The following is a 26,506-nucleotide window of genomic DNA, read 5'->3' on the forward strand; positions in this document are numbered from 1 at the left end:
GTTAAGCCTTTGAGCCCGGCTGCTTCGGCGGTTCCTTGTGGCCGCCGAAGCCGGCGCGCATCGCGGACAAGATCTTCTCCGCGAACGTATGATCCTTGCGCGAACGGAAACGCGCATAGAGCGCCGCAGTCAGCACTTCGGCCGGCACGGCCTCGTCGATCGCGGCATTGACGGTCCAGCGGCCTTCGCCGGAATCCTCGACATGGCCGGAATAATTATCCAGCGTCTGGTTCTCAGCGAGCGCCGAAGAAGTGAGATCGAGCAGCCATGAAGGGATCACGCTGCCGCGCCGCCACACCTCGGCGATGTCGGCGATATCGAGATCGAAACGATGCTCGGCCGGCAACGCCTCGATGTTGGCGTTCTTGAGGATATCAAAGCCCTCGGCGTAGGCCTGCATCAGGCCATACTCGATGCCGTTATGGATCATCTTGACGAAATGTCCGGCGCCGCTGGGGCCGGCATGGATATAGCCCTGCTCGATGCGAGGATCGCGTCCGTCGCGGCCGCCGGTGCGCGGGATGTCGCCGATCCCAGGCGCCAGGGTCCTGAAGATCGGATCGAGCCGGGCGACCACGGCCTTGTCGCCGCCGATCATCATGCAATAGCCGCGCTCGATGCCCCAGACGCCGCCGCTGGTGCCGACGTCGACATAATTCAGGCCGCGCTCCCTGAGCGTTTTGCCGCGGCGGACGTCGTCCTGCCAGAACGTATTGCCGCCGTCGATGATGACGTCACCGGGCTCCATCAGCTTTGTCAGCGCTTCGATGGTGGCTTCGGTGATCTTGCCGGCCGGCAGCATCACCCAGGCGGTGCGCGGCTTTTCCAGTTTCGCCACGAAAGCTTCCAGCGTGTCGGTGCCGGCAGCGCCTTCGGCCGCCAGCGCGGCGACGGCTTTGGCATCCTTGTCGTACACTACCGATGTGTGGCCGCCGCTCATCAGCCGCCGCACGATATTGCCGCCCATTCGGCCGAGGCCGATCATGCCAAGCTGCATTCCAATACTTCCCTAATTGGGCGCTTCCCCTAGTTGAGCGCTTCCGATATCGCGGCGTCGAGCGCGGCCAGCGCCGGCTTGAGATCGCCCTTGAGATGAACCCGCAGCGCGCGCCGGCCGCGTTCGGTCAGCACGTCGAAATCGCCGCGCGCTTGCGCCGCCTTGACGATGCCGAAACTCGCTTTGTGGCCGGGCACGGCCAGGTCCTTGGCGTCGTCGGCGGTGATCTGCAGGAACACGCCGCTGTCGGGACCGCCCTTGTAGGCCTGGCCGGTCGAGTGCAGGAAGCGTGGTCCGAATTCGGCGCAGGTCGCGACATGACGGCTGTCACGCACCGCCAGCCGCATCTTCTGCAGGGTATCGATCGAAGCGCCGTCGCGCGCAATATAGGCCAGCAGCGCAAAATAATCGCCGCTGCCGGGACGCGACAGATGCGCCTTGATCCAGGAGCCAAGGCTGCCATTGGCGCCGGCCTTGCGCAGCGCGGCGGCATTGGCTTCATCGGTGTAGATCTCGGCCTCGGCGGTGGCGACGACCGGCTGCTCCGCCGGCAATGCGCCGGTTTTCTCGAATGAAGCGGTCAGTTCGCCCGTCTTGATCTTCGCCGCTTCCACATCAGGCTGGTTGAACGGGTTGATCCCGAGGATGGCGCCAGCGACCGCGGTCGCCATCTCGAAGCGGAAGAACTCCTGGCCGATATGGTCGATCGATTTCATCACGATGCGGACCACGGGATGCCCGGCTGCCTCAAGGGTCGCCAGTTTGTCGTCATGCGCGGCGTCGTCCTCGCCTTCGGTCCGGATGTCGATGAAGAAGCGGTCGTTGCCGTAGAGCGAAGGCTCGCCGAGCAGTTCGCCGTCGATCGGAATCAAACCCTTGCCGTCCTTGCCGGTGGACTCCGCGATCAATTGCGCGGCCCAGGCGCCGAAATCGGCGATTTTCTTCGACGCTGATATCGTCACCTTGTCGCGGCCTTCGAGCCCGGCGAGGCCGAGCGCGAGCCCGAGCTGCACACCGGGGTTTTCATGCGGTGGCACGTCGGCGCCGCAGGAGCGCACCATGGCGAGCGTGTGCTTGATCAGGCTGCGGACATCGATGCCGGCGGCAGCCGCCGGCACCAGCCCGAACGGCGACAATACCGAATAGCGTCCGCCGATCGTGGGATCGCCGTAGAAGATGCGGGCAAAGCCCTGCTTGGTCGCGACCTTCTCCAGCGACGAGCCGGGATCGGTCACCGCGATGAAACGATGGCCCGCCTTGTCAGCGCCGATGGTCTTGGATACGCGATCGAAGAAATAGTCCTTCATCGCGTTCGGTTCGGTGGTGCCGCCGGACTTGCTGGAAACAATAAAGAGGGTCTTTGCCAGATCGACCTTCTTCTCCATCGCGCGCACCTGGGCGGGGTCGGTGGAGTCGAGCACATGCAGTCTTGGAAAGCCGGATTTCTTCGCGAATGTTTCTCCCAGGACTTCCGGACCGAGGCTCGAACCGCCCATGCCGAGCACCACGGCATCGCTGAAATTCTGCCCCTTCACGCGCCTGGCAAAATCCTCATAGTCGGCAACATCTGCGGCAGCCGGGCTGTTCAGCCAGCCCAGCCATTTATTCTCGTCGTCATTGCTCCAGACCGATTTGTCCTTGTGCCAGAGGCGGCGGATTTTTGCCGAGGCGCGCCAATCCTCGGTGCTCTTTTCAACGGCCTTCTTGATGCCGTCGCCGAGCGCCAGTTGCTGGCGGTCGATGCCGCCGCCGAGCGAGGCCGCGCGCTTGTGCGCGACCGCGCCGTAGAGCTTGTCGGCGGCGTCGGCGAACTGCTTGACGCCGTCCTTGACCAGTTCGGCGGTGATCGCGTCGAGCGAGATGCCGGATTTTTCGAGTTCCTCAAGCACCCGGCGCGCGCCGTCGATATTTTCCTCGAGGCTGTCGCGCGCCGTGCCGTGATCGCGGAACGCGTCCAGCGTCGCCGGCGGCACCGTGTTGACGGTGTTGGGGCCGATCAGCTCCTCGACATAGAGCACGTCGCTATAGTCTTTGTTCTTGGTGCCGGTCGAGGCCCACAATAGCCGCTGCGGCTTGGCGCCCTTGGCCTTGAGCTTGTCCCAGCGTGCGCCTGAAAACAGGCGCTTGTAATCCTGATAGGCGATCTTGGCGTTCGCGATCGCGATCTTGCCCTTTAGCGCGCTCAGGCGTTCCTTTTCGCTGGGGTCATTGGCCTTTGCGATCTTCTCGTCGAGTTGCTTGTCGACGGCGCTGTCGATCCGGCTGACGAAGAAGCTGGCGACGCTTGCGACATGCGAGGGATCGCCGCCCTTGGCGACGTATTTCTCCAAACCGTCGAGATAGGCTTCGGCCACCTGGCGATAGACCTTTTGCGAGAACAACAGCGTGATGTTGATGCTGATGCCTGCGCCGATCAGATTTTCGATCGCGGGCAGCCCCTCCGGGGTTGCCGGCACCTTCACCATCAGATTCGTGCGCTTAACGTCCTTCCAGAGCCGCTTGGCCTCGACGATGGTCGCCCTGGTATCCATCGCCAGATAGGGCGAAACCTCGAGGCTGACAAAGCCGTCATCGCCGTTCAACCGGTCGTAGACCGGCCGCAACACGTCGGCGGCGTGCTGGATGTCCTCGACGGCGAGATGCTCGAACAGGTCGGCAACCGGGCGATCGCCTTTTTTCAGCGCCTGGCCGATCGCGCCGTCATATTCGTCCGAACTGCCGATCGCCTTTTCGAAGATCGAGGGGTTCGACGTCACGCCTTTGACGCCGTCGGTGTCGATCAAATTCTTGAGGTCGCCCTTGGCGACGAAGCCGCGGGCGAGGAAATCCAGCCAGACGGCCTGACCATGGTTTTCGAGTGCTTTGACGGGATTCATGATGCCTGTTCTGTCTGGTCGTCGGTTTTCGGGTTCCCCGGCAGCTTTCGGGTGCGAGGCGGGAATGTCAACATTTGGATGGGCAAGTGGAAGGCAATTGGAAGGAATGGCTGCCGGTCGGTGCACCCGGCAGGATAACGCCGCTTACGTTGGTTCGATCCCGGGGCGAACGCCCAAGGAATTGTTGAAATCCAGCACAATTTTGTGACGGGAAAGCGGACGCCACGGTCTCGATCGCGGATTGCGATCACGATCGCGGATTGCGATCAGGGTCGCAAATAGAGATATCCCTGCGATTGCAGCTCGGCGATGCGGACCACGCCGCCCTGGTCGGCGGCAATGAAGCCCGGCAGCAGATCGCCGAGGCCGACTTTCTGGGATTTCATGGTGTTGCCGCAGACGGCGAGTTCAAGGCCGGCCTTGGCGAATTGGCCGATATGCCGTGTCAGATCGGGGTTGGCCGCGGACGCGTGGAACGCGCGCAACGCCTGGCCGTGAACGACCAGTGCGATGGTGACGTTGTCGGGCCCGCCGACCCCGTCGAGGTGATTCTGGATGTTGCCGACGACAAAGCTGACCTTGTCGAGGTCGTTGAGGTGATAGACCACCTTCAGCTTTTTCGTCGCTGGCGCCTCGGTGGCCGCGCCGGCGCGGGAGGCGGCGAAGGTTGCGCTGAGTACTGAAGCCGCGGCCCACAAGATGCTGCGTCGATGCATGGCGTCCTCTTTAATTGCCTTGAAGCGGCCCCTTGCGCCGGAGCGCCGCGAGTTCCTTGCGATCGGTCACGAGTTCGGCACATTCGCGCAATTCGGCGCGATCGACACGGAAAACCCTATCGTCGGCGCCTGCCACCAAATCCTTGCTGGCATCGTCGTCGGCTTTGTTGCGCTCCCAGATCCTGATCCGCGCCAGCCGGATGACGGCCGATTTGTCGTCCTTCATGGCGACACCGATGCCGCCGCCCTCGCAATCGACGCCGCAGCCGAAGCGGATCGCGTTGCCTTTGTCTTCGGCGACATGGCTGCAATAGCCGCTGGAGTCGAAATTGCCGGGCCGATGCCGATATTTGACGCCGATGCGGAAGGAATAATTGGTGATCTTCTCTTCCGGCGGATTTTCGGCCGTGACCAGCAGCTTCATCGCGCTGACTTTTTGCTTGGGATGCTGCGCCAGATGGTTGGCATCGTAGCGGCGCACGAAGCAGGCATAGGCCTTTTGACCGAGCGGGCCGGCGAACAGCTGGTTGTCGAAGGCGGCAGCCTTGGTCTTGTCGATGCCTTCCTGGGCGAGGCCGGGGCCGTTGCCGGCGAGGAAGGCTATGGCGGCTGAAGCCGCGATCGCCAGGACAACCGGCGGAGGTGTACGCTTCATGATCGCCCGGGAAATACCTGACCCATCTATCGACCATCCGCCGCACTGCCAGGACAGCGTGCGAGGTAAGCCTATCGAATTGGTCGCCCGTGGCCGCAGTCGCGTTCAATCCCGCTGACCTCTCTCCGCTGGAGTTGGGGCCAACGGGATGGCCGGCCAATCCCGCTCGAAAGCCGTCTGAGTTTGTCAAAGTTGCCTAAAAATTAGGCGAGTCGCCCATTCGTGTCCCTCAAACTGCCTCCATTGTGCCTTGCACAAAAACGCAGATGGGGTGTCCAATTCAGGAATGAACGGAGCTGAGCCAAGTTGGTTGGTACGGCGAGCGACAGCAGCAACGCAAGCTTTGGCGTTCGCGCGGTCATTAAGGGGGTCGTACCGATCGATTGGTCACGCCGGATTGAACCAAAGAACCACGGCGAAGTCTCCGCGCCGGGGCACGTTATGGTCCGCCGAGTACAAAGCCTGGTCGATGCCTTGATCGAAGTCGTTGACATGATACCGAGCACGCGAACGTCAGGTGTGGTAATGAGAGGTGGTGAACTGGAGAGATCGAATTCGTGCACTGGGTCTCGCCGAACGGCGCCGGGCAGTGAAATGAATCTTCCGACTGACGCAGGTTGGGGTGATCTGAATTCCCGATCAATCGTCTGCGTGGATAGACGATTAAGGGAGCTGAACAATCGCCAAGCGCGACTTTCGTCACATCGATCAACAGGCGTCGATGTTGCGCGCCGGCGCACGCGCGGTTTCTGCAAGTTCGTTCATCTACCTGAGAAACCAGTACTTCTCCGGATGTCGCATGTTGCCGTCCGGTTACAGATTCAGTGGATTTCATGATATTTTTGAGGCGCCGAGTCGTTTAGCATGACTATTGCATTGCGTGATGGAGTCACTCGCGTGTCAGATAAGCACATCTGCTGTTGGTGATTCGCGATCGGATACGAAGGATGCTGCCGGGGCTTGGAACTTGTGCAGCGCATCCTACGTTATAGCTGAACCATGAGGAGATGAATCTATGTACAACGATTCTCTGTTCAACGCGTTTGCTCGCTCCTTCGAAGCTCGAAGTCAGAGCGACATCTCGATGGCGGATTATCTGGAGTCGTGTCGAAGCGATCCGCTGAAATATGCAAATGCGGCCGAGCGATTGCTGGCGGCGATCGGCGAACCTCAGATGATCGACACGGCCAAGGACCCTCGCCTTGGCCGAATTTTTTTGAACCGCACCATGCGCACCTATCCGGCCTTTGCCGGCTTCTATGGCATGGAGGAAACGATCGAGCGCATTGTCGGGTTCTTCCGGCACGCCGCGCAAGGCCTCGAAGAGCGCAAGCAGATTCTCTATCTGCTCGGGCCCGTCGGCGGCGGCAAGTCGTCGCTCGCCGAGCGCCTCAAGGCGTTGATGGAAGTCCACCCCATTTATGTTTTGAAAGCCGGTGACGAACTCAGCCCCGTCTTCGAAAGTCCGCTCAGCCTGTTCGATCCGGAAACGCTGGGGCCGATGATCGAGGAAAAATACGGCATTCCGCGCCGCCGCCTCAGCGGGTTGATGAGTCCGTGGTGCTACAAGCGGCTCGAAGCGTTCGGCGGCGACATCTCGCAATTCCGCGTCGCCAAAATCCAGCCGTCGCGGCTGCGGCAGATTGCGGTCGCCAAGACCGAGCCGGGCGATGAAAACAACCAGGACATTTCCTCGCTCGTCGGTAAGGTCGATATCCGCAAGCTGGAAATCTTCGCCCAGAACGACCCCGACGCCTACAGCTATTCCGGCGGACTGAACCGCGCCAACCAGGGCATCCTCGAATTCGTCGAGATGTTCAAGGCGCCGATCAAGATGCTGCATCCGCTGCTGACGGCGACGCAGGAAGGCAACTATATCGGAACCGAAAACATCGGTGCGATCCCCTTTACCGGCGTTATTCTCGCGCACTCCAACGAGTCTGAATGGCAGAGCTTCAAGACCAACAAGAACAACGAAGCTTTCATCGACCGCATCTGCGTCATCAAGGTGCCGTATTGCCTGCGGGTCACCGAGGAACAGAAGATCTACGAGAAGCTGATCCAGGGTTCTGAACTCGCCGCCTCGCCCTGCGCACCATCAACGCTGGAGACGCTGGCGCGCTTCTCGGTGATGTCGCGGCTGCGCCGTCACGAAAATTCGACGGTGTTCGCGAAGATGCGGGTTTATGACGGCGAGAGCCTCAAGGAATCCGACCCGAAGGCCCGCAGCGTCCAGGAATACAAGGATGCCGCCGGCGTCGACGAAGGCATGGACGGGGTCTCGACCCGCTTCGCGTTCAAGGTTCTCGCCGCGACCTACAATCACGACACGTCGGAGGTCGGCGCGGATGCTGTTCACCTGATGTACGCACTGGAGCAGGCGATCCGTCGCGAACAGCTTCCTGATGAGACCGAAAAGCGTTACCTCGAATTCATCAAGGCCGAACTGGTGCCGCGCTACGCCGAGTTCATCGGAAACGAGATTCAGAAAGCCTATCTCGAATCCTACTCGGATTATGGTCAGAACCTGTTCGACCGTTACGTGGATTATGCCGACGCCTGGATCGAGGATCAGGACTTCAAGGATCCCGACACCGGACAGCTGCTCGACCGGGAACTGCTCAATCAGGAACTGACCAAGATCGAGAAGCCGGCAGGGATCGCCAACCCGAAGGATTTCCGCAACGAGGTGGTCAAGTTCTCGCTGCGGTCGCGGGCGCAGAACGGTGGCAAAAATCCGGCATGGACCAGCTATGAAAAGGTTCGCGAGGTGATCGAAAAGCGGATATTCTCGCAAGTGGAAGATCTGCTGCCCGTCATTTCGTTCGGCTCGAAAAAGGACGGGGATACCGAGAAGAAGCACGACGATTTCGTCGCGCGGATGGTGGACCGCGGTTACACCGAACGCCAGGTCCGCCGGCTCGTCGAATGGTATATGCGCGTGAAGCAAGCCGGCTGAGGCGGATGCGAAAGTGGTTGCTATTCACATCGTCGACCGGCGGCTGAATCCGGGCAGTAAGAGTCTTGAGAATCGCCAGCGGTTCCTGCGCCGGGCGAAGGCGCTGGTTCAGCAGGCGGTCAAGAAGTCCTCGCACGACCGGGACATCAAGGATGTCCTGGAAGGCGGCGAGGTCAGCATACCCCTCGACGGCATGGACGAGCCGCGGTTCCGCCGTGAAGGCGGCACCCGCGACATGGTGCTTCCCGGAAACAAGAAGTTCATCGAAGGCGACATGCTGCCGCGCTCGGGCGGGTCTGGCGGCAAAGCCGGCGGTGCGGGTGAGGGCGACAGCGAGGATGCCTTCCGGTTCGTTCTGAGCCGCGAGGAATTCGTCGATCTGTTCCTCGACGATCTCGAATTGCCTGACCTCGCCAAGCGCAAGCTTGCCGAGGTGGAGAGCGAAGGCATCCGCCGGGCCGGGTACGCGACCTCCGGCTCGCCCGCGAACATCTCCATTCCCCGCACCGTGAGCCGCGCGATGGCGCGGCGGGTGGCGTTGCGGCGGCCGAAGCCGGAAGAGATTGCCGCCCTCGAGGCCGAGCTGCTGATTTGCGAGGACGAGGCGCGCCGCGTCGAGCTGAGGGCCGAGATCGAGACCCTCAAGGCCAAGGCCAAGCGGATCCCGTTCATCGATCCGATCGACATCCGGTACCGGCGCTTCGAGACCACACCGAAACCGATTGCCCAGGCCGTCATGTTCTGCCTGATGGACGTATCGGGTTCGATGACCGAGCATATGAAGGATCTCGCCAAGCGCTTCTACACGCTGCTCTACGTGTTCCTGAAGCGGCGTTATCGCCATGTCGAGATCGTCTTCATCCGCCATACCGACCGCGCCGAAGAGGTGGACGAGGATACATTCTTCCACGGCCCGGCATCCGGCGGCACGCTGGTGTCGAGTGCGCTGCAGGAAATGCACGAAATCGTGCGTTCGCGGTTCCGCCCGGCGGACTGGAATATCTATGCCGCGCAGGCCTCCGATGGCGACAACTCCACGTCCGACGGCGAAGTGGTGGGCCGGCTGCTGACCGAGAAAATTCTCCCCGTCAGTCAGTTTTTTGCCTATCTTGAGGTCGGCCAGGATGCCGGCTTGACGTTCGAGATGCCCGACTCGTCGCTGTGGACGCTGTATGAGCGCCTGCGCCTCGCCGGTGCGCCACTGTCGATGCGCAAGGTGTGCGAGCGCAGCGAAATCTTCCCGGTGTTTCACGATCTCTTCCAGCGCCGTGTTAGGCAGGAAAGGGCACCATGACGGGCGAACGGCTGTTTCAGGGCGCCGATTGGGATTTCCCGACATTGCAGCGGGTCCATGACGCATGCGAGGAGATCGCGGAGACCGAACTCGGGCTCAATGTCTATCCGAACCAGATCGAGGTGATCACGGCAGAGCAGATGCTGGACGCCTATTGCTCGGTCGGCATGCCCTTGTTCTACAAGCATTGGTCGTTCGGCAAGCACTTCGCCTATCAGCAGGCTTCCTACCGCAAGGGCCTGATGGGCCTGGCCTATGAGATCGTCATCAACTCTTCGCCGTGCATCTCCTATCTGATGGAGGAGAACACCGCGACCATGCAGACGCTGGTGATCGCGCACGCCGCCTTCGGCCACAATCATTTCTTCAAGAACAATTATCTGTTCAAGCAGTGGACCGACGCCGACGGCATTCTCGATTATCTCGAATTCGCCAAGACCTACGTCGCGCAATGCGAGGAGCGTCACGGCCGGTTGGCGGTCGAGCAGACGCTCGATGCGGCGCACGCGCTGATGTCGCATGGCATCAACCGCTATCCCGGCAAAAAGGTGCCCGATCTCCGCGTCGAGGAGAAGCGGGCCCAGCAGCGCCGCCTGCACGAAGAAAGCGTGTTCAATGATTTATGGCGGACCGTTCCAACCGGACCGGTCAAGAGCGTCGCAACGCTGAGCGCCGAGCGCCGCCGCGCGCTGCTCGGCCTGCCGCAGGAGAACATCCTGTACTTCCTGGAAAAGACCGCGCCGCGCCTGGCGCCCTGGCAGCGCGAGCTGCTGCGCATCGTGCGGCACATCGCGCAGTATTTTTACCCGCAAAGCCAGACCAAGGTCATGAACGAGGGCACCGCGACCTATGTTCATTACCGCATCATGAACCGGCTCCACCGGCAGGGGCGGCTATCCGACGGCAATTTCCTCGAATTCCTGTCGTCGCATACCAACGTCGTGTTCCAGCCCGATTTCGACAATCGTCATTTTTCGGGCTTCAACCCCTACGCGCTTGGCTTTGCCATGATGCAGGATATCGAGCGCATCGTGACCAAACCCGACGACGAGGATCGCGAGTGGTTCCCGGATATCGCCGGGAAGGGCGACACGATGGGCGTGCTGCGCGACGTCTGGGCCAATTACCGCGACGAGAGCTTCATCAGCCAGTTCCTCAGCCCGCGGCTGATGCGGCACTTCCGCATGTTCCATTTGCATGACGATCCGGCCGAAACCGCCGGCATCAGGGTCGATGCGATCCACGACGAGCGCGGCTATCGCCGCGTGCGCCGCGCACTGTCGCGGACATACGACGTCGGCTTCATCGATGCCAACATCGAAGTCGTCGATGTCGATCTCGCCGGCGACCGTCATTTGATGCTGCGCCATACCGTGCTGAACGGCGCGCAGCTCAATGACGCCGATGCCAAGCGCGTGCTGCAGCATCTCGCCGACCTCTGGACCTACAACGTCTCGCTGGTCGAGGCCGACGCGAATGGCAAGACGTTGAAGGAATACGTCGCCAACCCGCGCGGGCTGGCTGCCGTGGCGTAGGTAATCCGGCGTTCCCAAATTATTGGCGCGCCAAATGGGCGCGACGGGTGCTGACGGTGCGTGCCCAGACTTCGTGAAATTTCCCGGCGAGACGCTTGTCAATATGCGGGCTGATCAGCTTTGTCATGGCAAAGTCGAGGTCATCGTATTCCCGCGCACAGACCTCCGCGCGGTCCTTGGGCAAGAAGTCCTTTTCAACGAGGTCGGCAAACAGCGTCTTGTCTGCGCCATAGGCGATGCACAAAATGTTGAACGTCCGCTGCGCTGGCGTCGAGTGCTCCCCCGCAAGCGATCGGATCGGAACGGTGACCTGCGGTCCCGGCATCTGGATCGCATGGTGATAGGCAGAGCCCAGGATCATCCTGCGGGCCTCGTCCTTGCTCAATCGAAGCATCACGTAAGCGGCGAACTGATCGGCGGCATCCTCCTCGCGGCCGAGCACGGGTATTTGCAGCATGTTGAAAACCGCATGCGCGGTTTCGTGCAAAAACACCGCGAGAACCGGGCCCAGGACCGTGTCGGCCCTGGATAACCCGCCGGGAAGGTCATGGGCCGGCGCGCTCTTCAGGATCTCCGCCAGCATTTCGTAACACACGGTGACGACTTCATCGTCGTACCAGGCGTTCACGGCGCCGTCGCAACCCGCGACCTTGAGCGTCAGCGGATAGGACAGGCGGAGCGGACTAAGCAATTCCTGCAGGTGCTCTAGTGCGCGACCCTGCTTCATTTGGTCCAGGATCGGCTGGTGCGCCGGATCCTTTGGCGCCACATACTCGTATCGGATCTGGTTGGGCTTGCTTTTGGGGGCTGCGATTACGGTGCCGGTGGTCGAACAGATCGTTGCCGCCAGAACGGCGGCGATCGCACTAGGTTTGTGCCACATCAAATGTCTCAATTATGAATGGTGAATTCGGGATGGTTGGCTACTGGTGGGGCGAGCGACCATACCATGCTCGGCCGCCAGTTCGTTGGTCGCACTCTTGTCAGTCGCACCAAAAGTTCGACAGACTGGTCTTCGGGGATCAGCGAAACATAACGAAACAAACGCGCCATTTGATGGCAACGGTTGGAAGGCACTGTTCTCAAGAACCGGAGAACAGCCTGTGAGAACCGTTCTGAAGATAACCTTCATCGTATTGAAAATGTTCACGATTCCTGCCGCTGCTGCCGTCGTCGATCAAGAACCGCAACGCGTCTCGTTACGATGGACGCCAAACCACTTGCAGAGCGAAAACACGACCGCATCAACCGACAGTTCGCAGTTCAGGCTTCGCATCCCTCATTCTGGTCTAAATTCCCTGACATTAGTTGCTATCCCGTTCGTTCAGACATGACAGTGGTCCTCGTGAGCGCGAACGCAATAAACGCCGTAATCGTCTTGTTTCGGCTTCGAAGCTTGCTGGCCATCATTCCATTACTCGCGACTCCCTTACCCGCGATGGCCGAAGCATTTGATGCCGTCTATCGCGCCACACTTGCAGGTATTCCAATAGGAAAGGCGCGCTTGACTGGCGACATGGCGCCGGGCGCGTATGCCATTCGCGTCAACGGTGACGCCTCGCTCCTGGGCTATTCGAGCCGCTTCGACGCCTCGTCCAACGGAGCGTCGCGCGGCAATCGCATTATTCCAGCCAGCTTTGTTCTCAAAACCGAAGGGAGTACCGCGCGAACGGTTGAGGTCAACTTCGCAGGCGACAGGGCCACCAGCGTGTCGATTGAACCGCCACTTAGCGCCGCTGACCAGGCGGGCCGGCTCCCGATCGAACTGCCGCATCTGAAGGAAGTTCTCGACCCGATGAGCGCGATGGTGACCGAAATCATGCGGGCGTCGCAATCGGATAGCCGATGCGACGGCATCGCTCACGTCTTCACGGGAAGCATGCGATTTGATTTGACGCTGATGTCCGGCGATCCCGTGGCCGGCGAAATCGTATGCCGCGCCGTCTATCGCCCGATCGCGGGTCACAAGCCCTCGAGCAGCAGCAAGCCCATCGCGATAATCATCGCCTATCCCAGGGTCAGCAAGGCCGGCGAGCCAAAGCTTCCCGTCCGAGTCGAGATTCCGCTGCCGGTCGGAACAGTCATGATCCGTCGGATCAGCTAATCCGAGGGAGGGTCTTTAACCGGTAATATTCAGCAACAAACCGGGTGGATCAGGCAAGGTTCGGACATTTTGCCAACTGCCGGGAATGCTAGGCAACAATCCGGCGTGTCGCAGGTCACGGGGCATAAGATGGATCTGACAATATCGCGGGTCTCGTATGGGCTCGCATTCATCGGTCTTGGTGCCATCCTGTCCGGCTGTGCCACCGCACCGCTGGCGACCTCAGGGTCCCTCTCGGCATATGACAGTCTAGCGCCGTCCAATGGCACCCTCACGCAGTCCAGGCTTCATGTGGATCGAGCTGAGGTCCTTGCGGCAAAAACGGTATCGATTTCACGAACTTCGTTCTCAAGCGCCGCGGCGCAGGTCGAGCTTTCCGACAAGCAGCGGAAGATCATAGCCAATGCCGTCGACAGATCCATCTGCATCGGGCTTAGCGATCGCTTTGAAGTCGTGCCGCCGGGACAATCCGCCGATCTGGTCGTTCACGCGACGGTCACACATGTCACTCTGACCGATCCGGGAATGGCCGGCGCATCGAAAGTGGTTGGAATTGTTCCGATGTTTCTTAATCTCAGCGTGCCGGTGCCGGTACCACGTATTCCGATCGGCTTGGGCAGCCTTTCAATCGAGTCGGAGGCGCGCAACAGCAGGGGTGAGCAGAAGGCCGCGATGGTTTGGGCGCGAGCTGCCGACTCCATCACGAGCACCGCGCGCGTATCGACAGCCGGGGACGCTTACGACCTCGCCAGCGCCTTCGGCGACGATTTCAGCAAGTTGCTGGTCACGGCGGAAACGCCGTTCAACAAAAAATTGTCGATCCCGACAGTGCAGCGTGTAACCTCGACGCTGGGCGGCGCGCCGAAAAATGCAGCCTGCGATGCTTTCGGACGGGTGGGAATTCCGGGGCTCGTAGGTGGCCGGCTCGGAGCACCGCCGGAATGGTCTGACGAGGGAGCCGCTGCGGGTAACTAATGCGGCAGGTTCCAGAGGTTTCAGGAGCACGATGTCTCGTAACCCACATGTCCTGATAGTCGATGACGATCTGGAGATACGCAAGCTCCTCGGGCGCTATTTGACCGAACAAGAGTTTCAGGTGACCCTCGCGTCGGACCGACGGACGATGGACAATGCGCTCAGCCTTCACGAAATCAATCTGGTTGTCCTCGACGTGATGCTGCCGGACGGGTCCGGTCTGGACATTTGCCGGGATTTGCGCCGGCAAGGATCGCACATACCGGTCATACTTCTCACGGCGCTCAAGGAAGATATCGATCGCATCATTGGATTGGAGATCGGTGCGGACGATTATGTCGGCAAACCGTTCAACCCACGGGAGTTGCTTGCGCGGATACGCGCCGTCCTCCGTCGACAGGTCAACCAGGACATCCAGTTGTCCTATGCGCTCGAGCATCGCTTTGGAAGATTTAGACTGCATCCTGGTATTCGACACGTCGTTGACAACGAGACCGGCGCGCCACTCGACTTGACCGCAGCCGAGTTCGACCTGTTGCTGGCTTTGGTCGCCCGCCCGGGTCGCTTGATGTCGCGAGATCAATTGCTGGAAATCACCAAGCGAGGAGCGGAGGATGCCTTTGACCGCTCGATCGACGTCCTGATGAGCAGACTAAGAAAAAAGCTGGGCGACAACGACGAGTTTCAGATGATCAAGACGGTTCGAAACGGCGGCTATATCTTCGCCGCGCGCGTGGAGAATGTAGGAGCGGAGCGGTGAATTCCCTGCGTGCCCGCATTGCTGTGACGTTAGTCGTTTCGATCATTTGCGTCGTCGCGCTGTCGACCTTCGTGATCTACTCGGTGAAGCAGCGCAATTTTGGCGAGGGACTTGTCGAACGCATTCTGATGATCAAGCCTGCACTGACCTTGGACGGGAAGGCTGCGATATTGCGCCTGGCGCCTGAGCCTGGGCCCGGAGAGATTCTCGAAGAACCGACCGCCAGGCTAAAGGAATCGTTTCGTCATGCCGGCATTCATTTCGACGTCGTCGTAAAGCAACCGCCGGGCGGCGGTCATCCCACCGCGTCGGTCAATCTGGATCACGGTTGGTTGACGGCGCCCATTCCTGATCAACGACCTCCGCGCCGTGTCTGGTATGCAGTTTTGGGATGGATGGCGCTTATTACGATCGGGGTGATCGGAGTTGCCTTGATTGTTGCCCATCGCATCACCAGGCAGCTCAGTTTTCTGCAATCGATGGCTACAAAGATCGGCGCCGATGGTTCGCTACAGAAAATCCCGGAAGAAGGCCCGGCCGAGGTCAAAGTAACCGCACGCGCCCTTAACATGATGGGCGAAAGTCTAAGGATGGCCGTTGAAAGCAGAATGCGGCTTGTTGCGGCTGCCGGGCACGATCTGAGAACGCCGATGACCCGGATGCGGTTGCGCGCTGAGTTCCTCCCCGAAGACGAAAGGCCGCATTGGCTCCGCGATCTGGAGGAGTTGGACCGGATTGCGGATAGCGCGATCCAGCTCGTTCGCGAGGAAACCTCAGCAAACAGCAGCGAGCCGATCAAGCTGGATGAGTTCGTCAAGCGAGTGTGCGAGGAGCTCGCAAGACTGAACTTTTCAGTGACTTTGCTTCAGTTGAGCGCAGGCGACGTCGTCGTCGCACCGCTCGCATTTACCCGGGCCTTGCGCAACTTGATCATTAATGCTGCCAGCCACGGCGGCGGCGCCCGGGTGAGCGTCGAGAGGCACGGCAGCAATTGCCTCGTTGTGATCGAAGACGACGGTCCCGGTATTCCGGAAAACGTAATGGCCAGCGTGTTTGAGCCGTTTTTCAGGGTCGATCCAGCGCGCAGACAGCATGTTCCGGGCGCGGGACTGGGGTTGGCGATCGCGAAGGAAATTATTGAACGTATGGGCGGCACGCTCAGCATGGAGAACAGGACGCCGAGGGGACTCAAACAGACCATCGTACTTGCCGCTCGGAACAAGATGGAGTGCCGCTTTACAAGGGAGACGACCGGCTTTCTCAGCGAGAGCCGAAATTGAGCGGTTGAGCACGGAAGCTCAATCGAGCGCTGAAAGGATTTCTGACTATCTACCGCAGGCTGGCGTTGATCTTTTCCAATGCGCTGGAGCCGGGGCACAATTCCTTGGCTTCCAGCGTATTGAGCGGGGTCTCGACGGTGTCGAGATGGGCGTGCATGTCCTCGGCGTCGGGATCGACGTAGAGCAGCCCGGTCACCACCTGACCCTTGGCGGCGTGCTTCTGCAGGAAGGTCATGGCCGCGAGCCGATCGTGCGCGTCGTAGTCGGCGTCGATCTTGCGCAGCGCGAGCCTGGTGCCGTCATGCTGCTCCACCACCTGCACCGAGCCCGGGGCGTAATCGACCGTGATCGGGTCGCGGCCGGTGATGACGTCGAGATAGTTGACCGCATCATTATGTTCGCGGACGTAGTCAAAGCTCTTGGTCGAGCCGGCGTGGTTGTTGAAGGCGATGCAGGGGCTGATCACGTCGATGAACGACGCGCCCTTGTGGCGGATCGCGGCCGCGATCAGCGGCACCAGCTGGGTTTTGTCGCCGGAGAAGCTACGCGCCACGAAGCTGGCGCCGAGCTGCAGTGCGATCGCCACCAGGTCGATGGCGTTGTCGGTGTTCATCACACCCTTCTTGGATTTCGAGCCGCGGTCGGCGGTGGCCGAGAACTGGCCCTTGGTCAGGCCGTAGACGCCGTTGTTCTCGACGATGTAGGTCATGTTGACGCCGCGCCGGATCGAATGGGCGAACTGGCCGAAGCCGATCGAGGCCGAATCGCCGTCGCCGGAAACGCCGAGATAGATCAGGTCGCGGTTGGCGAGGTTGGCGCCGGTCAGGACCGACGGCATGCGGCCGTGCACCGAGTTGAAGCCGTGCGAATTGCCGAGGAAATAGTCCGGCGTTTTCGAGGAGCAGCCGATGCCGGAGATCTTGGCGACGCGATGCGGCTCGATCGACAGCTCGTAGCAGGCCTCGATGATCGAGGCGGTGATCGAGTCATGGCCGCAGCCGGCGCACAGCGTCGAAATCTTGCCCTCGTAATCCCGGTGGGTGTAGCCGAGATCGTTCTTCGGCAGGCCGGGATGATGGAATTTCGGTTTTGCAATGTAGGTCATGACACGGCCTTGCGGAGAGGAGTCACTTTCAGATGGTCCTGATGGTCGCCGATGGTGCTGGCGATGAAGCGCGCAGTGATCGGGGTGCCGTCATAGTGCAGAATCGGCACCAGCCGGACCGGATCGATGCCGTTCTCGTTGACGATCAACTGGCGCAGCTGGGCATCGCGATTCTGTTCGACCACATAGACGAAGTCGTGATCGGCGATGAAGCTCGCGACGCTGGAGTGGAACGGGAAGGCGCGGATCCGCAAGCGGTCGAGCTGATGTCCCTTTGCTTCCAGCAAACCGATCGCCTCGTCCATCGCCGGCGCCGTCGAGCCGAAATAGATCACGCCGTATTTGGTCGGCTTGGCGGCGTTGGCCTGTAACGGCCGCGGCACCATGTCCTGCGCGGTTTCGAACTTGCGCACCAGCCGCTGCATGTTGTCGGCATAAACCGCGCCGTCCTCGGAATAGCGCGCGTAGCGGTCGCGCGAGGTGCCGCGGGTGAAGAACGAGCCTTTGGTCGGATGCGTGCCGGGATAGGTGCGGTAGGGAATGCCGTCGCCGTCGACGTCGAGATAGCGGCCGAAATCGCGGCCGGGTTCATCGAGCATCTCCGCGGTCATCACCTTGCCGCGGTCATATTGCCTGGCGTCGTCCCACTTCAAGGGACGGCACAGCCGGTGGTTCATGCCGATGTCGAGGTCGAGCATCAGAAAGATCATGGTCTGCAGCCGTTCGGCCAGATCGAACGATTGCGCCGCGAATTCGAACGCTTCGGCCGGGTCTTCCGGAAACAGCAGGATGTGCTTGGTGTCGCCGTGCGAAGCATAGGCGCAGGCGATGATGTCGCATTGCTGGGTGCGCGTCGGCATGCCGGTCGAGGGGCCGGCGCGCTGCACGTTCATGATGACGCCGGGAATTTCGGCAAAATACGACAGGCCGATGAATTCCGTCATCAGCGAGATGCCGGGGCCGGAGGTCGCGGTGAAGGCGCGCGCGCCGTTCCATGAGGCCCCGATCACGATGCCGATCGAGGCGAGTTCATCCTCGCCCTGCACGATGGCGTATTTGGCCTTGCCGGTCTCGGGATCGTGCCGCAGCTTCTTGCAATGGGCGCCGAACGCGTCCGCCAGCGAAGATGACGGCGTGATCGGATACCACGCGCAGACGGTGGCGCCGCCATAGACCGCGCCGAGCGCGGCCGCGCTGTTGCCCTCGATGAAGATGCGGTCGCCGACCTTGTCGGATTTCTTGACCCGCAGCCCGATCGGGCATTTCAGGTTTTGCAGCGCCCAGTCGCGGCCGAGATGCAGCGCGTGGACGTTCGAAGACAGCAGCTTTTCCTTGCCCTTGTATTGTTCCGATATCAATTGCTCGACGATTTTCGGGTCCATGTCGAGCAGGGCGCACATCGCGCCGAGGTAGATGATGTTCTTGAACAGCTGGCGCTGGCGCGGATCGGTATAGGTCGAGTTGGTGATCGCGGTCAGCGGCACGCCGATCACGGTGATGTCGGCGCGGAATTTCGAGGTCGGCATCGGCTTGGTCGAATCGTAGAACAGATAGCCGCCGGGCTCGATCGAGGCGACGTCCTTGTCCCAGGTCTGCGGGTTCATCGCCACCATCATGTCGACGCCGCCGCGGGCGCCGAGGTGACCGGCTTCGGTGACCCGCACCTCGTACCAGGTCGGCAGCCCCTGGATGTTGGAGGGGAAGACGTTACGTGGGCTTACCGGCACGCCGTGGCGCAGGATCGAGCGCGCGAACATTTCGTTGGCGCTGGCCGAGCCCGAGCCGTTGACGTTGGCAAAGCGGACGACGAAGTCGTTTACGCTGCTGATCGGGCTTTGGACGGACATGTTGATCCCGCGTGAGTCATATCGATGAGGTATTTTTGCATGTCCCAGGCCCCGGTGGGGCAGCGCTCGGCGCAAAGCCCGCAATGCAGGCAGACGTCTTCGTCCTTCACCATGACGCGCCCGGTCTTGAGCCCGTCGGCGACATAGAGCGCCTGGTCGTGATGCGGCGAGGGCGCTTTCAGCCGTGTCCGCAGATCCGCTTCGTCGCCGTTCTCTGTAAAAGTGATGCAATCCATCGGGCAGATGTCGACGCAGGCGTCGCATTCGATGCATGCTGGCGCCGAGAATACGGTCTGGATGTCGCAGTTCAGGCAGCGCTGCGCCTCACCGAGCGCGAGCTTGACGTCGTAGCCCAGTTCGACCTCGGCGCGGATGTCCTTGAGCGCGATTACCTTGTCGCGATGCGGCACCTTGTAACGCTTGTCGGCGGAGATGTCGTTGTCGTAGCTCCACTCGTGGATGCCCATCTTCTGCGACGAGACGTTCACTTCGGGCAGCGGGCGCTCGGTGATGTCCTCGCCGGAGAGCATCTTGTGGATCGACAGCGCGGCGTCATGGCCGTGTGCCACCGCCCAGATGATGTTCTTGGGACCGAACGCCGCGTCGCCGCCGAAGAACACTTTCGGGTTGGTCGACGCGAACGTCGTGGTGTCGACCTGCGGCATGTTCCACTTGTCGAACTCGATGCCGCAGTCACGCTCGATCCAGGGGAAGGCGTTTTCCTGGCCGACCGCTACCAGCACGTCGTCGCAGGGAATGGTCTGGTCCGGCTCGCCCGCGGACACCAGGTTGCGGCGGCCTTTGGCGTCGTATTCCGCCTTCACCTTCTGGAAGGTGACGCCGGTGAGCTTGCCGTTGTCGTGGGTAAAGGCGACCGGCACCATGAAATTGAGGATCGGAATGTCCTCGTGGAGGGCGTCTTCCTTTTCCCACGGCGAGGCCTTCATTTCCTCGAAGCCGGACCGAACCACCACCTTGACCTCTTCGCCGCCGAGGCGGCGCGCGGTGCGGCAGCAATCCATCGCGGTGTTGCCGCCGCCGAGCACGATCACGCGTCGGCCGATCTTCTCGACATGGCCGAATGAGACCGAGGCCAGCCATTCGATGCCGATATGGATATTGCCGGCGGCTTCCTTGCGGCCGGGGATGTCGAGCTCGCGGCCGCGCGGCGCGCCGGAGCCGACGAAGATCGCATCATAGTTTTCAGCCATCAGCTGCTTCAGGCTGTCGATGCGATGACCGCCCTTGAACTCGATGCCGAGGTTGAGGATGTAATCGGTTTCCTCGTCGATCACCGAATCCGGCAGCCGGAATTTTGGAATCTGGCTGCGCATCATGCCGCCGGCCTTGGGGTCGGCATCGAACACCGTGCAGTGATAGCCGAGCGGCGCAAGATCCCGCGCCACCGCAAGCGAGGCCGGACCGCCGCCGACCAGCGCGATGCGCTTGCCGTTCTTGGCCAGTGGAACCGGCATGCGGTGCTTGACGTCATCCTTGAAATCGGCGGCGACGCGCTTCAGGCGGCAGATCGCCACCGGCGTTTCCTCGACACGGCCGCGGCGGCACGCCGGCTCGCACGGGCGATCGCAGGTGCGTCCCAGAATTCCGGGAAACACGTTCGATTTCCAATTGATCATGTAGGCGTCGCTATAACGCCCCTCGGCAATCAAACGGATGTATTCGGGAACTGGCGTGTGAGCGGGGCAGGCCCATTGGCAATCAACCACTTTATGAAAGTAGTCCGGCGCCGAGATATCAGTCGGTTTCATTCCTACCTTTCCGCGCCAGCCATCCGGGCGCGGCCTTGTTAGCCTGGAACGCTTAGTCGGCGTTCTTGTGGTTCTTAAATCGGATCATAGGCTTATCTTATCGGAGCTTAGAGCCATTCCAGACGAGGCACAAAGGCAATTTTGCGCGATCTCCCGCTTTCAATGCATGGCACGCGTGAGCGTCAGGGTTAGCCCGGAACTATGCGGCGGTGCAGCATAGCGGCACTTTTTTCACCGGCGGCTACGCGCGCGGCAGATCGCTTTTCGCCAGATCCCACATCAGCCGGTAGACGCCGCTCGTCACCACCAGCGGCTTGATCGCGGCGTTGTCGGTGAACTGCGCGACCGTCGCGGGCACTGCACTGACATCGGTGGCGTCGATCAGCACGAACCAGTCGCCGGCGCCGGGATTGGGAGCGGAAGCGTCGTCGGTGATGGGTTTCGACAGCGCCGGATCGTTTTCCAGCAGATGCATGGAGATGATGCCGTCGCGTTGTGCCGGATCGAGTTGATCCCGCAATACTGTACGCAACTTATCCTCGCCGCCATCCGGAGGGCGCAGCCGGACGATGCCGAGCGCGGCGCCGCGGCCGGTGCCGCGGCTAACGGTGATGCGCGAAACGCCCCGGATCATGTTCCTGAAGCGGGCAATGTTCGCTTTCGACCAGGCGGTCTGGTTGGCGAGCGCATTGCGGTAGAACGGGCTGTCCAGCACCTCGATGGTTTCGGTGGAATAGAGGCTGAGATATTTCGGGTTGCCGTCCTGCGCGACATAGCGCCGCGCTTCGAGGAAACCGGGCATCGCGACGCGTTCTTCGAGATGCTCGCGGTCGTACCAGCGGTTGAATTCAGCCTCATGGGCGGCATCGATGTTCATCGACGTCAGCAGCATGCCCTGTCCGGCTATCGGCATTTCAAAAATCCTTATTTGGTAATTTTGGAAGCCATGTCCGCGACCGCTTTCATCACGGTGTTGCGCACACCTGGATCGTACAGCGTGTGACCGGCGCCTTCGACGAAGCGTATCTCGGCTTCCCGCCACACCGCGGCCAGCGCGTGCGAGGTCGCCGGCGGACACAGCAAATCATAGCGGCCCTGCACGATGATGCCGGGAATGCCGGCGAGCCTGCCGGCGTCCTCCATCAGCTGGTTCGGCCGCATGAAGCAGTCATGGGCGAAATAATGCGCTTCCATGAACGGCGTGGCGGGCAGGCTGCGCGAAGAGTTGACCGGATCGAGCCGGGCGCGGCTCGGAATGTGCTCGGAGAGGATACGCTCGGTCTCGCCCCACGCCCTCGCCGCCGGGCCATGCACAGCGGTGTCAGCATCGAGGATACGGCGGAAGTAAGCGTCGATCGGTTGCGCGCGTTCGCCCGGTGGCAACACATTGAGGAAGTCCGCATGCAGCGCCGGATAGAAGCGCGGCAGCACGTCGAGGAAAGCAGCTTCCAACTCCTGTCGGGTGCCGAGGAACGTGGCGCGCAGCACGATGCCGGTGATGCGATCGGGATTGGCTTGTGCATAGGCCAGCGCCAGCGTGGCACCCCAGGAGCCGCCGACCACCATCCAGCGCTCGAAGCCGAATTTTTCGCGGATCATCTCCAGGTCCGCGATCAGATGCGGCAGGGTGTTGTCTTCACGCCGGCCCTTGGGGCGGCTGCGGCCGGCGCCGCGCTGGTCGAACAGCACCGCGTGGAACCGCTCGGGGTCGAACAGGCGCCGGTGATCGGGCTGGCAACCGCTGCCGGGTCCGCCGTGCAGGTAGACCGCAGGGATGCCGTCGATGCGGCCGACGCTCTCGACATAGATCTCGTGGCCATTGCCGACATCGAGCTGCTCCGAGGTCAGCGGTGCAAACGGATCGGCGCGTTTGGCGAACTTTCCGGCGTCGGCGTCAGGCGCCATGCTCGTCTTCCGTCTCCAGCGTGCCGCCGGCGAAATTGCGATAGAGGAAACGGTTGTTGCCGGAGGCCGCTTCCTGCTCGGCCTGCTTGAAGATCTGCTCATGCATCGGCGACAGCGTGCAGGCCGGATCGGTGTTGCCGGCATCGCCGGTCAGCGCAAAAGCCTGGCAGCGGCAGCCGCCGAAATCGACCTCGCGGAATTCACAGCTCTTGCAGGGCTCCGGCATCCAGCCGGTGCCGCGATAGCGGTTGAAGGCCTCGGAGTTCTGCCAGATCCAGGCGATCGAGTGATTGGATCGCACCGACAGGAATTCTAGTCCGGTGATGCTTTCCGCCGCATGGCACGGCAGGATCTTGCCGGCGGGTGAGATATTGAAGAACTGCCGGCCCCAGCCGCCCATGCATTTCTTCGGCCGCAGCGCGTAATAATCCGGCACCACGTAATCGATCGCGAGGATGCCCTTCAGCCGTACCTCGGCTTCCTCGACGATGCGGCTGGTTTCCTCGATCTGCGCCATCGTCGGCATCAAGGCGGCACGGTTCTTCAGCGCCCAGCCGTAATACTGCACGTTGGCGACTTCGAGCCGGTCGGCGTCGAGATCGACTGCCATTTGGATGATGTCGGACAGCTGATGCAGGTTCTGGCGGTGCATGACGGCGTTGACCGTCAGCGGCAGTTCGAGTTCGCGCGTCCACTTCGCGGCTTCGATTTTCTTCGCATGCGCGTTTTTCAGCCCGGCGACGCGGTCGGCCACCCCGGACTCGTTGCCCTGAAAACTGATCTGCACATGGCACAGCCCGGCATCGGCCAGTGCAGACAGTTTTTCGCGTGTCAACAGCACCGCCGAGGTAATCAAATTGCTGTAGAGCCCGACATCGCTGGCGTGCTGGACCAGTTCGACGAGATCCTTGCGCGCGGTCGGCTCGCCGCCGGAAAAATGGATCTGCAGCACGCCGATTTCGGCGAGCTCGGTCAAAACCTTTTTCCATTCCGCGGTGGTCAGCTCCGTGCCGCCGCGGTCGAGCTCGAGCGGATTGGAGCAATAGGGGCATTGCAGCGGGCAGCGGTGTGTCAGCTCGGCCAGCACCGCGAGCGGAATGCCAAACGTTTCCGCCGTCGAGCGCCGTTGCTCCAGCACCGAGAGCCCGTCATGGGGTGTGGTTGCCGCTTTGCCGTCGGTGAGAATCTCGCTCATGACGTCTTCTCGCGCGCTTCGGTGAGAAAGCCCTTGTCGGCGAGGTCCTGCAGCATCGCGACCACGTCGGTCGCGATCGCCTCGCGGGGGGCGGCGTATTTGGCGGCCAGCTGCTCGATCATCGCAGAGACGCTGCGAACACCGTCGCACAGCTGCAGCACTTCGACCGCGATTTCATCCGGCGCCAGCACGCGTTCGGGGGCCAGGATTACCCAGACCTGCCGCGTCTCATCGAATTTCAGCTTGGCGTGCCGCGGCAATTTCGGCCGGCTCGCCTCGCTGACACTGATGTTGCGGCCCAAAGCCATCGATCGCGGATTCCGGTTCTCGGTTCAGGTTTCAGTTCTGGCTCGCAGGTCCGGCTTTCAGCCCTCCTGGGGCACGAACGCGCCGGGCGGGATGTGGCCGTCGACATAGGCATGATACAGCGCATCGAGCTGAACCCATAGCACATTGGTCTTGAAAATCAGCGCGTTGCAGACCGCCTCGCGTTCCGCCGGCGTATTGGCATGCTGCTTGACATATTCGAGCGCAAAACCGGCATCGCGCGGCGCCTGCTGCAGGCGGCGGCTGAAATAGCTCATGATATCGGGATTGACGAAATCATAGTGCTGCAGCATGCCCGAGATGCGCTCTTCGTGCAGGTTCGGCGCGAACAGTTCCGTCAGCGAGGAGGCGATCGCCTCGAGCGGCGTCTTGTCGCGGCAGAAATGCACATAGGCCTCCACCGCAAAGCGCGTGGCGGGCAGGATGCCTTCAGTCGATTCGACATAGGCACTGTCGAGCCCGAGCCCCTCGGTCAGCTTGAGCCAGCGTTCGATGCCGCCTTCGGAGCCGAGATCGCCGTCATGGTCCTCGATCCGGTGCCGCCATTCGACGCGGGTCGCGCGGTCGCGGAACCGCGAGATCACCATCGCGTCCTTGAGCGGGATCGTGCTCTGGTAAAAATAGCGGTTCAGCGCCCAGGCCTGCACCTGGCCCTTGCTAAGCTTGCCGCCGTGCAGCAGCCGGTGGAACGGATGCAGATTGTGATAGCGCGTCGCGCCGATGTGGCGCAGCGTCGCCTCCAGTTCCACGGCGTTGTTGAGCGAAATGCCTTTGCCGATCGATAGCGCTGTCATTCTGGTTACGGGCACGATGCTCACAGCGTGATCTCCATTCCATCGGCGGGGATGTGCCAGCCGGCTTGCTCGGCGGTCTTGCGTTCGTCCGAGCCGTGCAGCAAGGCGGGGTTGGAGTTGTTGATATGCAAAAACATCTTGCGCCCGATGTCGAGGCCTTTGAGGCTTGCGATCGCGCCGTGCTCGCCTGACATCGAGATGTGTCCCATGCCCTGTCCGGTCTTGTTGCCGAGGCCGGCCGCGATCAATTCGTCGTCGCGCCACACCGTGCCGTCAAAGAACACTAGCGCGGCGCCTTCGAGCCGCACCTTCAGATCGTCGGTTACCTTCGCACAGGCGGCAACAAAGTAGAGATACTTGCCGCTGGCCTTGTCCAGGATCCGAAGCCCGAGCGTATCGCCCGCGCCGCCGGCACCGGCCGGATGGGCCTTGCCTTGGAGATACCAGGCGCCCTTGCCGGGAACCTCGAAGGGAAGGATTTCGATGCCGGATGGCGAACCATCGGGCAACGCGGGTTCGAACGCTTTTTCCACCGCGATCGGCTGGCGCTTCACGTTCTTCTCGTTCAGCACATTAAAGATGCTGTTGGATTTGAGGATCGCAAGCACCCGTTCGTGCGCATAGAGGGTGAAGGGCGACCCTTCGCGCATCGACAACAGGCCTGCGACCGCGTCGATCTCGCCATTGGTCAAGATCACGCCCGCGATCGGGCTGTGGCGGAGTTGGCCCTGCTTGGGGTGAAGCTGCGACGTCGCGGTCAATTGCTGCCGCAGATCGGGCGAGGCGTTGATCAGGAACCAGTGCTCGCCATCGGCGCTGACCGCGATTGAGGCTTGTGTGCTCTGGAGTTCGGGATGCTCGTTGCGCGCCGTCCGGCACACCGGACATCCGCAGTTCCACTGCGGAACGCCGCCACCCGCCGCGGCGCCCAGGACGACGACGCGAAGCATGATCCGTCTCCTGGCAAATTCAAGACTTGAGGCACAAACGCGAGGCAAAAGCGCCGCAAGGTGGACACGAGCCGAGACACAGTTCCGCGATCGGGAACGTGTCAGGCCCGGAGGTCCACCTCACTAAACCCGTGATGATCGCTGCCGATTACTTGCGGGCGGCGCACGCATACATGTTGATTTCCATGCCGACCGGCACTTCGACGATTTTTGGTGCTTTCCAAGCCATTTGGCGCTCCTTTTGATACCGGACGAACTTCCGCCCTGGCAGATAAGGTACTGCGGATCAGAAAGTTCGCCAATTGAATCTTTTTTGCCGCGGCTCTGCGGCTTTCATGTTGCGTCGCGAAACAAACTCACTTTTTTGTGCGGAGGCCGCGTTCAAAACGGCGTGGGATCAAGCCTTTCCGGGTTGATCGCAACGCCGCGAATGCTGATTTTCGGTTTAGGAGCGTTGCCGGCT

General features: G+C 61.4%; 22 protein-coding genes. 7 read left to right on the plus strand and 15 right to left on the minus strand.

The genetic code is table 11. The annotated features are described in order from the left end of the window. Window position 1: 1 nt before the first annotated feature. The 4 genes from gnd to ACSQ84_RS31085 all read right to left on the minus strand — a co-directional run bounded on the left by gnd (window position 2) and on the right by ACSQ84_RS31085 (window position 5,244). Window positions 2–997, minus strand: coding sequence for a phosphogluconate dehydrogenase (NAD(+)-dependent, decarboxylating) (gene gnd / locus ACSQ84_RS31070; protein ID WP_436215545.1), 996 nt, complete (start codon window positions 995–997; stop codon window positions 2–4). 29 nt (window positions 998–1,026) lie between these two features. After that, window positions 1,027–3,873 carry a bifunctional transaldolase/phosoglucose isomerase gene (locus ACSQ84_RS31075; protein WP_436215546.1) on the minus strand — a complete coding sequence of 949 codons (2,847 nt, stop codon included), beginning with the start codon at window positions 3,871–3,873 and terminating at the stop codon, window positions 1,027–1,029. Window positions 3,874–4,139: 266 nt separating this feature from the next. Further along, the gene (locus ACSQ84_RS31080; protein WP_436215547.1) at window positions 4,140–4,589 is read right to left on the minus strand and encodes a DsrE family protein; all 450 of its coding nucleotides are present in this window, start codon (window positions 4,587–4,589) and stop codon (window positions 4,140–4,142) included. A 10-nt stretch (window positions 4,590–4,599) separates the two neighbouring features. Further along, on the minus strand, window positions 4,600–5,244 hold the full coding sequence (locus ACSQ84_RS31085; RefSeq protein ID WP_436215548.1) for a hypothetical protein: 645 nt from the start codon (window positions 5,242–5,244) through the stop codon (window positions 4,600–4,602). A 1,015-nt stretch (window positions 5,245–6,259) separates the two neighbouring features. On the opposite strand from ACSQ84_RS31085, the gene ACSQ84_RS31090 reads away from it, so the two are divergent. The 3 genes from ACSQ84_RS31090 to ACSQ84_RS31100 are packed head-to-tail and all read left to right on the plus strand — an operon-like array spanning window position 6,260 to window position 11,032. Further along, window positions 6,260–8,203, plus strand: a complete 1,944-nt coding sequence (locus ACSQ84_RS31090; RefSeq protein WP_436215549.1) for a PrkA family serine protein kinase — start codon at window positions 6,260–6,262, stop codon at window positions 8,201–8,203. Window positions 8,204–8,225: 22 nt separating this feature from the next. Next, on the plus strand, window positions 8,226–9,497 hold the full coding sequence (locus tag ACSQ84_RS31095; RefSeq protein ID WP_436215624.1) for a YeaH/YhbH family protein: 1,272 nt from the start codon (window positions 8,226–8,228) through the stop codon (window positions 9,495–9,497). Continuing rightward, complete coding sequence (locus ACSQ84_RS31100) at window positions 9,494–11,032, plus strand: SpoVR family protein (RefSeq protein WP_436215550.1); 1,539 nt, start codon at window positions 9,494–9,496, stop codon at window positions 11,030–11,032. Before ACSQ84_RS31095 ends, ACSQ84_RS31100 begins: the two co-directional genes overlap by 4 nt. Window positions 11,033–11,051: 19 nt before the next feature. Here ACSQ84_RS31100 and ACSQ84_RS31105 read toward each other — a convergent pair whose 3' ends face one another. Then, on the minus strand, window positions 11,052–11,915 hold the full coding sequence (locus ACSQ84_RS31105; RefSeq protein WP_436215551.1) for a DUF4344 domain-containing metallopeptidase: 864 nt from the start codon (window positions 11,913–11,915) through the stop codon (window positions 11,052–11,054). Window positions 11,916–12,428: 513 nt separating this feature from the next. Between ACSQ84_RS31105 and ACSQ84_RS31110 the strand changes: the two genes are divergently transcribed. From ACSQ84_RS31110 to ACSQ84_RS31125, 4 genes are all read left to right on the plus strand, one after another. Next, a complete protein-coding gene (locus tag ACSQ84_RS31110; RefSeq protein WP_436215552.1) occupies window positions 12,429–13,136 on the plus strand; it encodes a DUF3108 domain-containing protein in 708 nt (235 codons plus the stop codon). 129 nt (window positions 13,137–13,265) lie between these two features. Then, the gene (locus ACSQ84_RS31115; protein WP_436215553.1) at window positions 13,266–14,111 is read left to right on the plus strand and encodes a DUF3313 domain-containing protein; all 846 of its coding nucleotides are present in this window, start codon (window positions 13,266–13,268) and stop codon (window positions 14,109–14,111) included. A 31-nt stretch (window positions 14,112–14,142) separates the two neighbouring features. Next, the gene (locus ACSQ84_RS31120) at window positions 14,143–14,871 is read left to right on the plus strand and encodes a response regulator (protein ID WP_436215554.1); all 729 of its coding nucleotides are present in this window, start codon (window positions 14,143–14,145) and stop codon (window positions 14,869–14,871) included. Next, window positions 14,868–16,151: a sensor histidine kinase gene (locus tag ACSQ84_RS31125; RefSeq protein WP_436215555.1), complete on the plus strand. Its 1,284-nt coding sequence runs from the start codon at window positions 14,868–14,870 to the stop codon at window positions 16,149–16,151. The genes ACSQ84_RS31120 and ACSQ84_RS31125 overlap by 4 nt, the downstream gene beginning before the upstream one ends. Before the next feature lie 49 nt (window positions 16,152–16,200). On the opposite strand, the gene ACSQ84_RS31130 is transcribed toward ACSQ84_RS31125, so the two are convergent. From ACSQ84_RS31130 to pqqA, 10 genes are all read right to left on the minus strand, one after another. Beyond that, window positions 16,201–17,256, minus strand: coding sequence for a 2-oxoacid:ferredoxin oxidoreductase subunit beta (locus ACSQ84_RS31130; RefSeq protein WP_436215556.1), 1,056 nt, complete (start codon window positions 17,254–17,256; stop codon window positions 16,201–16,203). Further along, window positions 17,253–19,103, minus strand: a complete 1,851-nt coding sequence (locus tag ACSQ84_RS31135) for a 2-oxoacid:acceptor oxidoreductase subunit alpha (protein ID WP_436215557.1) — start codon at window positions 19,101–19,103, stop codon at window positions 17,253–17,255. Before ACSQ84_RS31135 ends, ACSQ84_RS31130 begins: the two co-directional genes overlap by 4 nt. Continuing rightward, window positions 19,073–20,872 (minus strand): FAD-dependent oxidoreductase, encoded by a 1,800-nt coding sequence (locus tag ACSQ84_RS31140; RefSeq protein WP_436215558.1) that lies wholly within the window; start codon window positions 20,870–20,872, stop codon window positions 19,073–19,075. The genes ACSQ84_RS31135 and ACSQ84_RS31140 overlap by 31 nt, the downstream gene beginning before the upstream one ends. 241 nt (window positions 20,873–21,113) lie before the next feature. Next, entirely contained in the window at window positions 21,114–21,785 is a 672-nt protein-coding gene (locus tag ACSQ84_RS31145; protein WP_436215559.1) for a hypothetical protein, read from the minus strand. Window positions 21,786–21,796: 11 nt separating this feature from the next. After that, window positions 21,797–22,777, minus strand: a complete 981-nt coding sequence (pip, locus tag ACSQ84_RS31150) for a prolyl aminopeptidase (protein WP_436215560.1) — start codon at window positions 22,775–22,777, stop codon at window positions 21,797–21,799. Next, window positions 22,767–23,972: a pyrroloquinoline quinone biosynthesis protein PqqE gene (gene pqqE, locus ACSQ84_RS31155; RefSeq protein ID WP_436215561.1), complete on the minus strand. Its 1,206-nt coding sequence runs from the start codon at window positions 23,970–23,972 to the stop codon at window positions 22,767–22,769. Before pqqE ends, pip begins: the two co-directional genes overlap by 11 nt. Further along, window positions 23,969–24,280 carry a pyrroloquinoline quinone biosynthesis peptide chaperone PqqD gene (gene pqqD, locus ACSQ84_RS31160; protein WP_436215562.1) on the minus strand — a complete coding sequence of 104 codons (312 nt, stop codon included), beginning with the start codon at window positions 24,278–24,280 and terminating at the stop codon, window positions 23,969–23,971. Before pqqD ends, pqqE begins: the two co-directional genes overlap by 4 nt. Window positions 24,281–24,337: 57 nt before the next feature. Continuing rightward, window positions 24,338–25,093: a pyrroloquinoline-quinone synthase PqqC gene (pqqC, locus tag ACSQ84_RS31165; protein WP_436215625.1), complete on the minus strand. Its 756-nt coding sequence runs from the start codon at window positions 25,091–25,093 to the stop codon at window positions 24,338–24,340. 20 nt (window positions 25,094–25,113) lie between these two features. After that, a complete protein-coding gene (gene pqqB / locus ACSQ84_RS31170) occupies window positions 25,114–26,043 on the minus strand; it encodes a pyrroloquinoline quinone biosynthesis protein PqqB (RefSeq protein ID WP_436215563.1) in 930 nt (309 codons plus the stop codon). 148 nt (window positions 26,044–26,191) lie between these two features. Then, window positions 26,192–26,272, minus strand: coding sequence for a pyrroloquinoline quinone precursor peptide PqqA (gene pqqA / locus ACSQ84_RS31175; protein ID WP_012029362.1), 81 nt, complete (start codon window positions 26,270–26,272; stop codon window positions 26,192–26,194). Window positions 26,273–26,506 lie beyond the last annotated feature (234 nt).

This window comes from Bradyrhizobium sp. LjRoot220, from assembly GCF_964252915.1.
In the GTDB taxonomy this organism is placed as follows: Bacteria; Pseudomonadota; Alphaproteobacteria; order Rhizobiales; family Xanthobacteraceae; genus Bradyrhizobium.